The organism is Nocardia nova NBRC 15556, from assembly GCF_001613005.1.
GTDB classification, from domain to species: Bacteria; Actinomycetota; Actinomycetes; order Mycobacteriales; family Mycobacteriaceae; genus Nocardia; species Nocardia nova.
Genome location: NZ_BDBN01000138.1, coordinates 1 through 14,543 on the forward strand (window position 1 = coordinate 1; position 14,543 = coordinate 14,543).

The following is a 14,543-nucleotide window of genomic DNA, read 5'->3' on the forward strand; positions in this document are numbered from 1 at the left end:
CCGCCATCGTCGCCTCCGCGGCGGCCTGGGCGCTCGCTTCCTCGCGCAACCCCCGCAGCGAACGCTGGGTGGGCCGCATGATCTGCGCGAACACCGAGATGGCGATGACGGTGCCGATGGGCACGATCGCGGCGACGATCGCGCTCGCGTTCAGCCAGGCCCGCGCGCCGTCGACACCGATGACGACCGCGACTCCGGCCACGCCGAGCCACGCCGTGCCCATCCGGCCGCGCAGGACCAGCACGGCCAGCACATACGAGGTCGCGAAGGTGGTCCACACCATCTGGCGGGTTTCCGGTATGCCGGGAGCGACCGAGGTCAGGGCGGTGGCGACCGGTCCGGCGGCGGCGACGAAGATCGTCACGGTCCACGGCAGCGGATCGCCGGGGACCACCAGCACCAGTGCACCGCCCACCACCATCACGATCAGCGCGGTCACCGCCGGCAGCGCAGTGGTGGAGTCGAGGTTGCGGACCATGTAGAGGGTGATGGTCCCCTCCAGCAGGACCAGGAACAGCCACGCGGTGGGGCCGCGCAGTCCGAGCAGCTCACGCAACCCGAACGCTTGTTCACGACCGGATTCAGTGCGCACCGTCACCGCCCCACACCAAGGTCACAGCGGTGCCCTCCCCGGGTTGCGATTCCACGAATCCGGCGCCACCGGCCAGCTGGCGCATGCGGCCGAGAATGCTCACCGAGATGCCGAGGCGGTCCGCGGAGACCGCGTTCGCGTCGAATCCCGCGCCGTCGTCGGTGAAGACGACCCGGATGCTGCCCGCGCTGATCGTGCAGGTCACTGTGCGCGTCACCGCGCGACCGGGCACCGCCGCGTGGCGCAGGCTGTTGCGGACCGCTTCGGCCAGGGCGGCGGCGAGGGTGCGCGCGGCGGCGGCGGGCATGCGCAGGTCGTCGAAGCCCGGCCAGGTCCTGGTGGTGAACCGAATGCCGGCATTCACCTCGTGCACCGCGGCGCGCAGGAAAGTCACGGCCGCACGAGCGTCGAGCACATCGGGTTCGCGCGATTCGACGCGGATCTCGTCGAGTTGGTCCAGGGTGCGTTCGGCCTGCCGGCGCAACACATCCGAGGGTTCGCTACCGCGCGAGGCGTCCAGCAGCGTGGAGAGAACGGCGTCGTGAATGAGGGCGGCGAAGCGGGCACTCTCGTTGTCCCGGGCCGCGGCCGCGGCGGCTTCGGCAGCCTGTCTACTCGCCGCCACCGATTCGCGGTCCACCCGGGCCGCGGCCGACAACGCCGAAACCACACACCACACGAACAGCGCCGACAACCCGACGGCGCGGGCGAACGCGCTGAGCACGGACGCTGCCGTGAACTGTTCCGCCAGATAGATATTCGTCAACGCGACGGCCGCCGAGCCGATCAGCAGATACGCCACCGCGACGAGCGCCGGCCACGCCAACGTCGCCGCGAGCACACCGAGTGGCAGCATCCGATACAGCCACACCGAATTCGCGCCGATGCTGTGGGTGTCGAGCCCGATCAGCATGGTCGCCACCGCGGACAGGAAGGCCACCGCGGCGCAACTCGACACCAGCCGGATGGTGCGCGGGCTCGACCGGATCGACAGCACGGCCAGTACCGGGAACAGTCCGAACGCCAGCGCGCTGGCACTCGGCGTCCACCAGGCGGGCGTGAACCGCGCCTGCTCGGTGATCTCCGGAAGATCGGCGAGGCCCATGATCACCCCACCCGCGCCGATCGAGAGCCCCAGCCGGCGCATGACGCGCTCCACCGCAGGCGTATCGGAGCGCACCTGCGCGCGGCCGGGAACCCGGATGCGGGCCGCGGCTGCGGTGCGCGCGAAGACTCCGGGTGCGTCGACCGCGATCATGCCTGGTTGTTGCGTTCGGGCACCGGAAGCCATCCGTCCTCCACCGCGCGCTTGTAGAGGTCGGTCTTGGTGGGCGCGGGGCGGCCGGCGTCGGCGTATTTCTGGCGGATCCGGCCCAGGTAGTCGTTGACCGTCTGTTCCGAGAGCCCGGTCAGCCGCGCCACCCGGGAAGCCTTCTCGCCGGACGCGTAGAGGGTCAGCACCTCCTGCTGACGCGGGCTCAATCCGACGTCGCGCAGCTGCGGATCGCCGTCGATGGCGGCGGCCCAATCGGTGGTGACCACCTGTTCGCCGTTCGCGGCGGCGCGCACCGCGGCGACCACGGTCTGCACATCCTCGGATTTGCGCACCACGCCCAGCACCCCGGCGCGCGCGGCCGAGCGCACCAAGAAGGGATTATCGGCTCCGGTGAACACCAGCACCTCGAGCCCGCGATCGCGCAGGGCCTGCACATTGGACTGCGGGGTGGAACCGTCGGCGAGCCGCAGATCGAGGATCACCAGATCCAGTTCCGGTGCCGCCGAGAGCAATTCGGACACGGTTCCGGCGGTGATGACCAGTTCCAGATCGCTTTCGCCGGCCAGCATGCTGGCCAGGCCGAGCGCGACCGACTCGTGGTCCTCGACCAGACCGATCCGCCGCGGTGGCGTCATATGGTCCTCACCCTTCCCGAAACCCGAACACCACGCCGCGCCCCGGCCGGGAACGCGACGTCCTGCCGTCGAGTATGACGGTGCCGGTGATATCCGTGTGAGACACCAGAAATCGGGTCACCGGCTCAGGCGGTCAACTGCGCCGCTATCGTCGCGCCCAGTTCCCAGCATTTCTCCCGGTCGTCCTTGCCCGGCTGACCTGTGACGATCACGGGTGCGGCGGCCTGTTGCCACCCCATCCCGGTCGTCACGGTCGTGATGCTGCGCTCGGCGCCCTCGGTGCCCTGATTGCCGTGGATGTACACCCCGAACGGCCGGCCGCGGGTGCTGTCGAGGCAGGGGTAGTAGAAGGTGTCGAAGGCGTGTTTGAGCGCGCCCGACATGTAGCCCAGATTGGCCGGCGTGCCCAGCACATAGCCGTCGGCGGCGAGGACATCGCTCGCGGTCACGGCCAGTGCCGCCCGCCGCACCACCTCGACTCCCTCGATCTCGGGGTCGGTGGCGCCCGCGACCACCGCTTCGAACATGTCCTGCAGGAACGGCGAAGGCGTGTGGTGGATGATCAGCAACGTCGGCACCCAGGCGAGCCTAGTGGGGCCGGCGGTGGGTCAGGACCCGGTCCGGCGTTCGACGCGCTCGAGTTCCACGGCGCGGCGCATGGTTTCGCGAGCGCGCGAGCGGTCGCCGGCGTAGTCGTAGGCCCGGGCGGCGCGATAGTTGGTGCGCCAGTTGTCGGGGTCTGCCTCCCACTCCTTCTTGACCTGTTCGAACAGCTCGTCGGCGGCGGCCTTCTCCAGCCGGCCGGAGGGGCGGCGGGGCAGGTCGGAGACGTCGAGTTCGAGGCCCTCGCCGTGGATGCGCCGGGCCAGATGCTGGTGGGCGAGGGCGGCGCGAATGCTGGTGGCCACCACCCACACTCCGAGGATCGGCAGGATCAGCACGCCCACGCCCATCGCGACGGCGGCGGGCTTGCCCGAGGTCATCAGTTCGATCGCGATGCGACCCAGCAGCAGGAAGTAGAAACCCAGCGCGACGACCAGGAAGACGATGAAGGCGACGATGCGCAGCACCTGTCGCCCGCTGTCGCGCTCGTTCACAGGTCCAGCAGCGGATCGAGCCCGACGGTGAGGCCCGGGCGGGCGCCGATCCGGCGCACACCCAGCAGTACACCCGGTGCGAAGGAGGTGCGGTCGATCGAATCGTGGCGGATCGTGAGCGTTTCGCCCTGGGTGCCGAACAGCACCTCCTGATGCGCGACAAGCCCGGCCAGCCGCACCGAATGCACCCGCACCCCGTCGACGCTCGCCCCGCGCGCGCCGTCGAGTTCGGTGGTGGTGGCATCGGGGCTCGGGCCCACGCCGGCCTGCTTGCGGGCCTCGGCGATGATGCCGGCGGTGCGATAGGCGGTGCCGGAGGGTGCGTCGGCCTTGTTCGGGTGGTGCAGTTCGACGACCTCGACCGAATCGAACCACCGGGCGGCCTGTTCGGCGAACCGCATCGACAGCACCGCGCCGATGGCGAAGTTGGGGGCGATCAGCACGCCCACCTCGGGATTGTCCGCCAGCCAGGAGCGCACCTGCGCGAGCCGGGATTCGTCGAAACCGGTGGTGCCGACCACGGCGTGAATACCGCGTTCCACCAACCACTTCAGATTCGGCATCACCACGTCGGGGTGGGTGAAGTCGACCACGACCTGGGCGCCGGCCTCGGTGAAGGCCTCGAGCGCGTCGTCCTTGTCGACCCCGGCGACCAGCTCCAGGTCGTCGGCGGCCTCGACCGCCGCGCAGATCGCCTGCCCGACCTTGCCCTGCGCGCCGAGTACGCCCACCCGGATCCGGTTCGTCGCCACCGTGAACTCCTCACATACCGTTCGATGCCCGTTGCGGTCAGAGCCTATCGGCAGGGGTCCCGGGCGCCACCACACCGGTCACCCGGAAGTCGCGTGCGTCACCCGGCGCGACCACCGAGAGCCGACGGCAGAGGCGAGGCCGGCGCCTCAGTCGAAGACGATCACCTGACGCAAGGCGTGCCCGGCGGCCAGCTCGTCCATGGCGTGGTTGATCTCGTCGAGCCGGATACGCGAGGAGACCAGTCGTTCGACGGGCAGCCGGCCCTCCCGCCACATCCGCACGTACTCCGGGATGTCGCGCGCCGGAACCGCCGAGCCGAGGTAGCTGCCTACGATGGAACGTCCCTGCGCGACCAGACCGAGCGGTGAAATACTCGCGCGCGCTTCGGGATGGGGTAGCCCGACGGTCACCGTGGTGCCGCCGGGCGCGGTGGCCGTCACCGCGGTCTCGAAGGCCCGCACATTCCCCGCGGCCTCCACCACGACCTCCGCCGCGATGCCGCGCTCGGCCACCTCCACCGGCGTGTAGACCTGCGTGGCGCCCAATTCCTTTGCCAGCGTCAGCTTTTCGGGCACGGTGTCGACGGCGATGACCTCAGCGCCGAGGCTGTCCCGCAGCGAGGCGGCCGCCAGCACGGCGGCCATACCCACGCCACCGAGACCGACGACCATGATGCGGTCCCCCGCGCCGGGGCGGGCCGAATTCAGCAAGGCCCCGCCGCCGGTGAGGACCGCGCAGCCGAGTACGGCGGCGACCTCCGGCGGGACATCGTCGTCGACCGGCACCACCGACCGCCGATCGACCACGGCGTGGGTGGCGAATCCGGAGACGCCGAGATGGTGGTGGACGGGTCCGTTCGCGCGGCGCAGTCGGCGACCGCCGCCCAGCAGCTCGCCCTCGTTGTTGGCGACGCTGCCCGGCACACACGGGGTGCGGCCGTCGGTGGCGCAGCCCTCGCACTGTCCGCAGCGCGGCAGGAAGGTCATCACGACCCGCTGGCCGACCCGCAGATCGCTGTCACCGGGACCCACCTGCTCGACCCTTCCGGCCGCCTCGTGGCCGAGCAGCATCGGCACCGGCCGCACCCGGTTTCCGTCCACCACCGACAGGTCCGAATGACACAGTCCGGCCGCCTCGATCCGGACCAGCAGCTCCCCCGGTCCCGGCTCCGCCAACTCCAGATCCTCGATCACGATCGGGGTCGAATCGGCATAGGGAGTCGGGTCGCCGATCCGCTCCAGCACAGCACCACGAATCTTCATGGCACCGACGGTACCGGGCGAGCGCCGCGCCGAGTATCGGCGCCGACTACTCAGTCTTCCGGCGGTCCGACGACCGAAGCGGTGCCGGCGGGAAGACCCGCCTCCTCCGCGTCCGACTCCACCGGCGCCCGGTCCGGTGCGCTCGGGCCGCACGGCCACCCCGGGATGAGGGCGTGCTCCGCCGACACCGTGCCACGACAGGTGACTCCCCGGAGATCGACATCGGGCACATCCCGTTCGAGGCCGATGCGAGCGTTGTCGAACACCGTGTCGCCGGAGTCGAAACGTGTGTCGGCACAGGTGATTCGCGAGCTGCCGACCACGATGCCGTCGAAACGCGCACTGTCCCCCGCCACCTCGACGCCGTCGAAGAAGGTGCTGTCGGCGGTGAAGCGCGCCCGGGTGAACGACGTCGTCGGGCCGGTGAACCGGGCGCCGGTGAATCGTGTTCGGGGCCCGCCGAATTCGGCCTCGGTGAAGTCGGCCTTACCGCGGAAGACGGCATTCACGAAGCTGGTGCCGGCGCGCCCGGTGTAGACGTCGCCCGAGGTCGGGGTGAATTTCGTGCCCCGGAACAGCGCGTCGCTCTCGAAGTGCGCGCTGTGGAACGTCACGTGCGTGCCGACGAATTCCACGTTCTCGAAGTTGGCGGACCGCTCACCGATGAAGCGGGTACCGCGCAGATGCGTATGCCCGCCGGCGAAGACCGCCCAGCGGAAGTCGACATCCTCGAGCACCGCGTCGTCGAAGTTGAAATCGCAGTGCGACCACGATGTTTCGGCCTGCGGGCGCAGATGGGTCACGATCACCGCGATGATGGTGCGCCGCACCTCGCGATCGTTCTGCCGCAGCTGGTAGGCGCGCTCCACCTGCGGCCCGCCCGCTCCGTCGGTGATCTTGCGAGAGCTCAGGTGGGTAGCCCCTTCGTCGGGGTCGTAGGGCAGTCGCAGGTAGCCGCACAGCACGTCGATGCACTGCTGGCGCATGCCGCGCGCGGCGAATTCGTCGGCCACCCCCGCCATCGCGTAGACACCCGCCATGCGCACCGCGACATCGGCATTACCCAGTTGCGCCGCGGCGGCCCCGAACAGCTGCGCGAAGCGGCCGCGTTCGTTGTCGCGCTGTTTGCGATAGGCCACGACCAGCGCCACCGCACCGCCCACACCGGCCGAGACCGACAACGCGATCTTCGTCAGATCCAGCTGGTTCGGCGTATCGGCCTTCGCGCCGAGCGCGAGCCACAGCACCCACCAGGCGATACCCGCGATCGCCAAACCGCCGAGCACCACCGAGACGACCGATACCAGCAATGCCGAACGCTGTATCCGCTGAGCCTGCCGCTGCGCAAATGTCCCCCGCCGAGCCATGGGCGCATAGTAACGACAATTCCGGATCCGCCACAGCCGGTGGAGGATTCGGCCCGGCCGAGCGGCGACGCGGCGCCCGCCTTTCGGGCGGACGCCGCATCGTCTTGTCCGGCAGACTGTTTCGCGCCGACCAGTTCGCCGTGCGACTCCCGCGCACCCCGATCGCGGCCGCGGTCAGGCAGGCCGCGGCGACCACCACCACGAACCACGGGAAGATCGTGCCCATCCCCCACTGCGTGGCCGCCCAACCGGCCAGCACGGTCGGCAGGGCCATCGCCGTATAGGCCAGCAGGTAGTAGGCGGACATGGTCTCGCCGCGCTTGTGCTGCGGCACCACATTCGACAGATGCCGCAGCGATCCGCCGAAGCCCAGGCCGAAGGTCGCGCCGAGCAGAACACCGGCCAGCAGCACCACGACCCAGTTGTGGGTCGCCAGCGCCGGAATGGTCAGCAGCAGCGCGATCGCCATCCCGGTATCACCGCCGACGGCCGCGCGACGCGCCGGAATCGCGGTCGCGAACAGCTGAGCCAGCGCCCCGGCCGTCGCGGTCGAGGCGACCACGGCACCGCCGAAGACCAGATTGTGCACGCCGGTCTTCTCGGCAGCCAGCGAGGGATACAGCGACAGCAGCACACCCAGTACCGACCACGCCGCCATGACGCCCAGCGCCGAGAACCAGAAATCGGCCCGGATCTCCTGCGGTACCGCCGGTTTCGCGATCCGGATGGGACCCGACATCCGCGCGGTGTGCGTTTCGGTCATCACCACCACGCCCACGCCGATCAGCAGGCAGAACACCGTGATCACCACATACGGCGTGCGCAGCGGATGCGGAACGTACTGGGCGAGCAGTGCCGACCCCAGAATGGCCACGGCCATACCGACATTGAAGGCCACACCCGTCAGCTGCCCCGACCGCGCGCCGTGCTGGGGACGCAGATCCAGCAGCGCCGCCGCCCCGGCGACGACGGTGGCACCGACGGCCACGCCGTGCAGCGCCCGCGCCACCAGCAGCATCGCGACATTGTCGGCGAACAGGAAGACGACCAGTCCGATCACCATCGTGGCGAGTGCGCCCAGCAGCACCGGCTTGCGGCCGACCACATCGGAAATCTTGCCCGACACCAGAACCGCGGCCAGCGCGGCGATGGCGTAGACGGCGAAAACGATGGTGGTGGTCAGCGGCGAGAAATGCCATTCCTTCTGGTACAGGCCGTAGAGCGGGGCGGGAACACCGGATACTCCGAGCGCGACTCCGCTGGCGACCAGAATCAGTGCATAGGCCCAGGACTGTGTGGTCCGCGGAGCCGGTGCAACCGTGACAGTTGCGGCCATCGATTCTCTCCATCAGGTAAGTTTGATTGCGATCGAACTCAACCACCGTAGCGATGGTTTGATTCCCATCAAACCGAATTTCCCGTGAGAAAGATCATGAGCGATAGCAACAAGACCGTGGAAGCTCATCCGGTCGCCACCGTGCAGGAGGTGCTCGGCGCCCTGCACGACCCGGTCCGGCTCGAGATGGTGCGCAGGCTCAGCAATGCCGGCGGCCCGGTGCGCTGCGGCATGCTCTACGACACCATCAACAAATCCACCGCGACCCACCACCTGAAAATTCTGCGCGAGGCCGGGGTCACCGAACGCATCGTCGCCGACGGCCAGACCTACGCGCGGCTGCGCACCGAGGAAGTCGAGCACGCCCTGCCGGGACTGCTCGCGGCGGTGGTGGGCGCGGCCAATCGCGCGGGCGAATCCGGCGCCGCACCGCGCGACTGACTCACTCCGCCAAGCGTTTCACCGCACCGGGCAGGTCGCGCATCCTCCGATACGGTCCCGCCACCGAGGCCGCGTACGGCCGCGCCAGCAGGGTGCGGGCGATCGCGGACACCTCCGCGGTGGTGACGGCGTCGATGCGCGCCAGCGTCTCCGAGACGCTGCGGTGATTGCCGTAGCTGAGTTCACTGCGGCCGATGCGGTTCATCCGGGAGCCGGAATCCTCGAGGCCCAGCACCAGTCCACCGCGCAGCGATCCCTTGGCCCGGGCACATTCGGCGTCGGTGATCCCGTTGGCGGCAACATCTTCCAGGACCTCGCGCGCCAATGTCGTGACCTCGCCGAGATTTTCGGGCTGACATCCCAGATAGACCGAGAAGGCGCCGGTGTCGGCGAAGGTGTCGACGCTGGAATACACCGAGTACGCCAGGCCGCGTTCCTCCCGGATCCGTTGGAAGAGACGGGAACTGAGCCCGCCGCCGAGCACGGTGTTCAGCACCGACAGCGGCCAGCGCTTATGCCCTTCGTGCCGGCCGAACGCGCGCACCCCGAACACCAGATGCGCCTGTTCGCTGTCGCGGTAGGTCCAGTGCAGCTGCGGTGCCGTGCGCTTGCGGAAATGCCCTTCGCGGCGCGGCGCCGGTTCCCGCAACGGATCGAGCCGGTCGCCGAACGCGCGATGCACCAGCTCCACGGTGTGTTCGTGCTCGATATTGCCGGCCACCGCCACCACCATCCGGTCCGGACGGTAGCGGCGCAGATGGAACCCGCGCAGCTGCGCGGCGGTCATCTGCTCGACTGAGTCGACGGTGCCGATCACCGGCCGCCCGATCGGATGATCGCCGAACAGCGCGGTCAAGAACGAGTCGCCGACCAGGTCCTCGGGATCGTCGTCGCGCATCGAGATCTCCTCGAGCACCACCTGACGTTCCACGTCGACATCGATCGGACGGCACAACCCGTTCAGCACCACGTCGGAGACGACATCGACCGCGAGCGGCAGATCGTCGTCCAGCACATGGGCGTAGTAACAGGTCTGCTCCTTGGCGGTGAACGCGTTGAGTTCCCCGCCGACCGCGTCCACGGCCTCGGCGATGTCCAGCGCGGTACGAGTCGGGGTCGCCTTGAACAGCAGGTGTTCCAGGAAGTGCGCGGCGCCGGCCACCGAGGGCCCCTCGTCGCGTGAGCCGACGCCGACCCAGACACCGATCGACGCCGATCGCACCCCGGGCACATGTTCGGTGACCACCCGCAGTCCGCCCGGCAGTACCGTACGCCGCACCCCGCTGTCGGAGAACGACCCGTCCTCGGCGAGGACCAGCGAAGAGCCCCCCTGCTCGAGAGCGAGCAAGGGGGCGTCGGCGCCGGCTTTCGCCGGAGTTCCCGCGCGCGAGGCTTGCTTCGTCTTCGGCGCGCGAGCTGTGCTGCCCGGCGCGCGCGTCGAAACCGAGGGCTTCGGGGCGCGCGCCGAGGACTTCTTCTTCGTCACATCCAACTATTTACTCGGCCGCGGCCTCGGCTGCAGCCGGAGCCTCGTCGGCGGCCGGAGCAGCGGTCTCCGCGCTCTCCTCCTCCGACACCGGGACCAGCGAGATCTTGCCGCGGTTGTCGATATCGGCGATCTCGACGCGGATCTTGTCGCCGACGTTCACCACGTCCTCGACCTTGCCGACCCGCTTGCCGTTGCCCAGCTTCGAGATGTGCACCAGACCGTCGCGGCCCGGCAGCAGCGAGACGAACGCGCCGAAGGCGGTGGTCTTGACGACCGTGCCCAGGAAGCGCTCGCCGACCTTCGGCAGCTGCGGGTTGGCGATGGCGTTGATCGCGTCGATCGCGGCCTGCGCCGACGGGCCGTCGGTCGCGCCGACGAACACGGTGCCGTCGTCCTCGATGGAGATGTTGGCGCCGGTGTCCTCGGTGATCTGGTTGATGACCTTGCCCTTGGGCCCGATCACCTCGCCGATCTTGTCGACCGGGATCTTGATCGCGGTGACGCGCGGCGCGTAGGGGCTCATCTCGTCCGGGGTGGCGATGGCCTCGGCCATCACGTCCAGGATGGTCAGGCGCGCGTCGCGAGCCTGGTTGAGCGCACCGGCCAGCACCTTCGACGGAATGCCGTCGAGCTTGGTGTCGAGCTGCAGCGCGGTGACGAAGTCGCGGGTACCGGCGACCTTGAAGTCCATGTCGCCGAAGGCGTCCTCGGCGCCGAGAATGTCGGTCAGCGCGACGTAGCGGGTCTCCGACTCACCGTTGTCGCCGGTGACCTCGTCGGACACCAGACCCATGGCGATACCGGCGACCGGGGACTTCAGCGGCACACCCGCGTTCAGCAGCGACAGCGTGGAGGCACACACCGAACCCATCGAGGTGGATCCGTTGGAGCTCAGCGCTTCCGACACCTGGCGGATGGCGTAGGGGAACTCCTCCTGGCTCGGCAGCACCGGCACCAGCGCCCGCTCGGCGAGCGCGCCGTGGCCGATCTCGCGCCGCTTGGGCGAGCCGACGCGGCCGGTCTCACCGGTGGAGAACGGCGGGAAGTTGTAGTGGTGCATGTAGCGCTTGCTGGTCTCCGGGCCGAGCGAGTCGACCTGCTGGGCCATCTTCACCATGTCGAGGGTGGTGACGCCCAGGATCTGGGTCTCACCGCGCTCGAACAGCGCCGAACCGTGCGCCCGCGGGACCACGGCGACCTCGGCGGACAGCGCCCGGATGTCGGCCAGGCCACGACCGTCGATGCGGAAGCCGTCGGACAGGATGCGCTGGCGCACAAGCTTCTTGGTGACCGAGCGGAACGCCGCGCCGATCTCCTTCTCGCGGCCCTCGAAGTCCTCGGTCAGCGCCGAGAGCACCTCGAGCTTGATCTCGTCGATGCGCTCCTCGCGCTCCTGCTTGCCGGCGATCGACAGCGCCTCACCCAGCGGGTTCTTCGCGGTGCCCTCGACGGCGGTGTAGACGTCGGCCTCGTACGGCGGGAAGAGCGGGAACTCCTCGGTGGGCTTGGAGGCCAGCGCCGCCAGGTCGGCCTGCGCCTTGCACAGCCGCGCGATGAACGGCTTGGCGGCCTCGAGACCTTCGGCCACAACGGTTTCCGTCGGCGCCTGGGCGCCGTCTTCGACCAGCGCGATGACCTTGTCGGTCGCCTCGGCCTCGACCATCATGATCGCGACGTCACCGGACTCGACCACGCGGCCGGCGACGACCATGTCGAACACGGCCTCTTCCAGCTGCTCGACGGTCGGGAACGCGACCCACTGGCCCTGGATGAGCGCCACGCGCACGCCACCGACCGGACCCGAGAACGGAAGTCCCGCAATCTGAGTCGAGGCCGACGCCGCGTTGATCGCGACCACGTCGTAGAGATCGTTGGGATCCAGGCTCATCACCGTGACTACGACCTGGATCTCGTTGCGCAGGCCGTCGACGAACGACGGGCGCAGCGGACGGTCGATCAGGCGGCAAGTCAGGATCGCGTCGGTGGAGGGGCGGCCCTCGCGGCGGAAGAACGAGCCGGGGATGCGGCCCGCGGCGTACATCCGCTCCTCGACGTCGACCGTCAGCGGGAAGAAGTCGAACTGGTCCTTGGGGTGCTTACCGGCCGTGGTGGCCGACAGCAGCATGGTCTCGTCGTCCAGGTAGGCGACGACGGAGCCGGCGGCCTGCTTGGCCAGGCGCCCGGTCTCGAACCGGACGGTGCGGGTGCCGTAGCTCCCGTTGTCGATCAGGGCCACCGATTCGAACACACCGGGTTCGACCTCGATGGCGGAGCTCGTCTGGGATTCGGTCATATTTCTGTCTCAACCTCTCGTCTCGCCGGATCGAACGCCGTCGAGGCGCGATCCGGCTGGGTGTCCCCGCGCAGTTTCATCCCTGCCCGGAGGCAGCGGCTTGTCTGCGCGAGGCAGCCGTACCCGGGCTCGGGCGCGCGACAGCCCTCCTGGCTGTGGCGCGACACCCGGCCGATCCCCCATGGAACCGGCGACGCGGAGGCGGTCATCGATCGAAGCCCGCCGGCAACTCTCGCCGAAAGGCCACTACCGAAGACCGACGCCACGCGTGCGGGTGCATACGGCTGGTGCGGTGCCGATATACGACTAGCCGACGGGGAGATTCTATGCCTCCCCGTCGGCTGTGCGTTAACTACCTGTGATTGTCAGCGCGTCTGTCTCGCGTCCGTGCGGGCGCGAGCAGATCAACGCCGCAGTCCGAGCCGCTCGATCAGCGAACGGTAGCGCTCGATGTCCTTGTCCTGCAGGTACTTCGACAGCCGCCGACGGCGACCGATCAGGCCCAGCAGGCCGTGGCGGGTGTGGTGATCGTGCTTGTGCACCTTCAGGTGCTCGGTCAGGTCGGAGATCCGCTTGGACAGCAGCGCGATCTGGGCCTCCGGCGAACCGGTGTCCTTCTCGTGCAGGCCGTACTCCTTGAGGATGGCCGCCTTCTGCTCGGTGGTCAGAGCCACGAATTCACTCCTTGTTTTCTCAGTCCGCGCTCGAGGAAACCGGGAAACCCCGGGCGGGCGCCACCGCGGACCGCAGCAGACCCGACGAGCCAGCCTACCGGATCACCGCACGTCGGACCGAATCGGCCCGATCCGGCCGGCCCCCACACCGGGAATCTGTCCGGCCGGCGGATTCGCTCAGCGCTGGGCGTCGCTCGCCTCGGCGGCGGCCAGCACCTGTCGCGTCTGCTCGACGTCGTCGCCCATGGCCCGGACCAGATCGTCGATCGAGTCGAAGCGGCGCATTCCGCGCAGATGCTGCACGAAGTCCACGGCGACGTGCTGGCCGTACAGATCCGCCTCGGTGTCGAGGACGAAGGCCTCGACCGTGCGGGTGCGGCCGGAGAAGGTCGGGTTGGTGCCCACCGAGATCGCGGCCATGGCCCGCTTGCCCGGCCGGGTGACGCCGACCGTCTCTCCGGCGGCCAGCACGGTGAACCAGCCCGCGTATACGCCGTCGGCCGGGATCGCCGCATGCATCGGCGGAGCCACGTTGGCGGTCGGAAAACCGAGTTCGCGACCGCGGCCGTCGCCGTGGACGACGACACCCTCCACCCGGTGCGGGCGGCCGAGCGCGTCGGCGGCCGCGGCCATGTCACCGGCGTCGACACAGGCCCGGATGTAGGTGGAGGAGAACGTGACCGCGTGTTCGCCGACCAGCTTCACACCGTCGACCTCGAAGCCGAACCGGCCGCCCAGCTCGCGCATGGTCTCGACGGTGCCCGCCGCCTTCTTGCCGAAGGTGAAGTTGTCGCCGACCACGACCTCGGCGACATGCAGCTTCTCGACCAGCAGGTCGTGCACGTAGCGGCCGGGAGTGAGCTTCATGAAGTCCTGGGTGAACGGCATCACCAGGAACACATCGATACCGAGTTCCTCGACCAGCTCCGCGCGCCGGGTCAACGTGGTGAGCTGCGCCGGATGCGATCCGGGACGCACCACTTCCATCGGATGCGGGTCGAAGGTCATGAGAACCGAGGGAACACCGCGCACCGCAGCGGATTTCACCGCACGGCTGATCAATTGGGCGTGACCGCGGTGCACACCGTCGAACACGCCGATGGTGAGCACACACCGACCCCAGTCCGGTGGCATTTCCTCGAGACTTCGCCATCTCTGCACACACCGAAGCCTACGCAAGCGCGGTCACGAACCGGGATTCGGCGGGGCGGTTGTTCACCCGACCGTCACCCGCCCGCGGCGAGCGCGAGGTTGTGCGGGCTTGCGGGCTGCGGCCGCAATGGTCCCGCTGTACCTGATGGCAGGTCCGCGCCGGCCCCGCCCCCGCT

The 14,543-nt window shown here is 69.2% G+C and carries 13 protein-coding genes and 1 pseudogene; 1 reads left to right on the top strand and 13 read right to left on the bottom strand.

Annotated features, from left to right (window positions below; translation table 11 throughout):
- From NN2_RS33960 to NN2_RS34000, 9 genes and pseudogenes are all read right to left on the bottom strand, one after another.
- On the bottom strand, window positions 1-598 hold a 598-nt coding region (locus NN2_RS33960), incomplete at its 3' end, for a DUF8320 family protein (protein ID WP_501193557.1).
- Window positions 582-1,883, bottom strand: a complete 1,302-nt coding sequence (locus NN2_RS33965) for a sensor histidine kinase (protein WP_146100927.1) — start codon at window positions 1,881-1,883, stop codon at window positions 582-584. The genes NN2_RS33965 and NN2_RS33960, both read right to left, overlap by 17 nt.
- Window positions 1,847-2,503 carry a response regulator transcription factor gene (locus NN2_RS33970; protein WP_063019222.1) on the bottom strand — a complete coding sequence of 219 codons (657 nt, stop codon included), beginning with the start codon at window positions 2,501-2,503 and terminating at the stop codon, window positions 1,847-1,849. Before NN2_RS33970 ends, NN2_RS33965 begins: the two co-directional genes overlap by 37 nt.
- 125 nt (window positions 2,504-2,628) lie before the next feature.
- Window positions 2,629-3,081, bottom strand: coding sequence for a flavodoxin family protein (locus NN2_RS33975; protein ID WP_030513190.1), 453 nt, complete (start codon window positions 3,079-3,081; stop codon window positions 2,629-2,631).
- A 30-nt stretch (window positions 3,082-3,111) separates the two neighbouring features.
- A complete protein-coding gene (locus tag NN2_RS33980; protein ID WP_063019224.1) occupies window positions 3,112-3,600 on the bottom strand; it encodes a hypothetical protein in 489 nt (162 codons plus the stop codon).
- Entirely contained in the window at window positions 3,597-4,352 is a 756-nt protein-coding gene (dapB, locus tag NN2_RS33985) for a 4-hydroxy-tetrahydrodipicolinate reductase (RefSeq protein ID WP_169812483.1), read from the bottom strand. Before dapB ends, NN2_RS33980 begins: the two co-directional genes overlap by 4 nt.
- Window positions 4,353-4,499: 147 nt before the next feature.
- Window positions 4,500-5,615: an alcohol dehydrogenase catalytic domain-containing protein gene (locus tag NN2_RS33990; protein ID WP_063019226.1), complete on the bottom strand. Its 1,116-nt coding sequence runs from the start codon at window positions 5,613-5,615 to the stop codon at window positions 4,500-4,502.
- Window positions 5,616-5,665: 50 nt separating this feature from the next.
- Window positions 5,666-6,766: a pentapeptide repeat-containing protein gene (locus NN2_RS33995; protein WP_169812484.1), complete on the bottom strand. Its 1,101-nt coding sequence runs from the start codon at window positions 6,764-6,766 to the stop codon at window positions 5,666-5,668.
- 352 nt (window positions 6,767-7,118) lie between these two features.
- Window positions 7,119-8,318 (bottom strand): annotated as a pseudogene (locus NN2_RS34000) (MFS transporter); the annotation flags it as partial.
- A gap of 96 nt (window positions 8,319-8,414) precedes the next feature.
- Here NN2_RS34000 and NN2_RS34005 point away from each other — a divergent pair.
- Window positions 8,415-8,759, top strand: a complete 345-nt coding sequence (locus tag NN2_RS34005; protein ID WP_063019229.1) for an ArsR/SmtB family transcription factor — start codon at window positions 8,415-8,417, stop codon at window positions 8,757-8,759.
- 1 nt (window position 8,760) lies between these two features.
- Here the strand turns inward: NN2_RS34005 and NN2_RS34010 are convergent, their stop codons facing one another.
- The 4 genes from NN2_RS34010 to NN2_RS34025 all read right to left on the bottom strand — a co-directional run bounded on the left by NN2_RS34010 (window position 8,761) and on the right by NN2_RS34025 (window position 14,376).
- A complete protein-coding gene (locus NN2_RS34010) occupies window positions 8,761-10,077 on the bottom strand; it encodes a M16 family metallopeptidase (protein ID WP_104406637.1) in 1,317 nt (438 codons plus the stop codon).
- Window positions 10,078-10,255: 178 nt separating this feature from the next.
- Window positions 10,256-12,541: a polyribonucleotide nucleotidyltransferase gene (locus tag NN2_RS34015; protein ID WP_063019231.1), complete on the bottom strand. Its 2,286-nt coding sequence runs from the start codon at window positions 12,539-12,541 to the stop codon at window positions 10,256-10,258.
- Window positions 12,542-12,945: 404 nt separating this feature from the next.
- The gene (gene rpsO / locus NN2_RS34020; RefSeq protein ID WP_040720363.1) at window positions 12,946-13,215 is read right to left on the bottom strand and encodes a 30S ribosomal protein S15; all 270 of its coding nucleotides are present in this window, start codon (window positions 13,213-13,215) and stop codon (window positions 12,946-12,948) included.
- Between the two features lie 177 nt (window positions 13,216-13,392).
- Entirely contained in the window at window positions 13,393-14,376 is a 984-nt protein-coding gene (locus tag NN2_RS34025; protein WP_030513180.1) for a bifunctional riboflavin kinase/FAD synthetase, read from the bottom strand.
- Window positions 14,377-14,543: the final 167 nt, after the last annotated feature.

Excerpts from the sequence above, each read along its gene's own strand:
- NN2_RS34005 (WP_063019229.1), top strand. The coding sequence starts at position 8,415 with ATGAGCGATAGCAACAAGACCGTGGAAGCTCATCCGGTCGCCACCGTG.
- NN2_RS33970 (WP_063019222.1), bottom strand. The coding sequence starts at position 2,503 with ATGACGCCACCGCGGCGGATCGGTCTGGTCGAGGACCACGAGTCGGTC.
- NN2_RS33990 (WP_063019226.1), bottom strand. The coding sequence starts at position 5,615 with ATGAAGATTCGTGGTGCTGTGCTGGAGCGGATCGGCGACCCGACTCCC.
- NN2_RS33965 (WP_146100927.1), bottom strand. The coding sequence starts at position 1,883 with ATGGCTTCCGGTGCCCGAACGCAACAACCAGGCATGATCGCGGTCGAC.
- NN2_RS34015 (WP_063019231.1), bottom strand. The coding sequence starts at position 12,541 with ATGACCGAATCCCAGACGAGCTCCGCCATCGAGGTCGAACCCGGTGTG.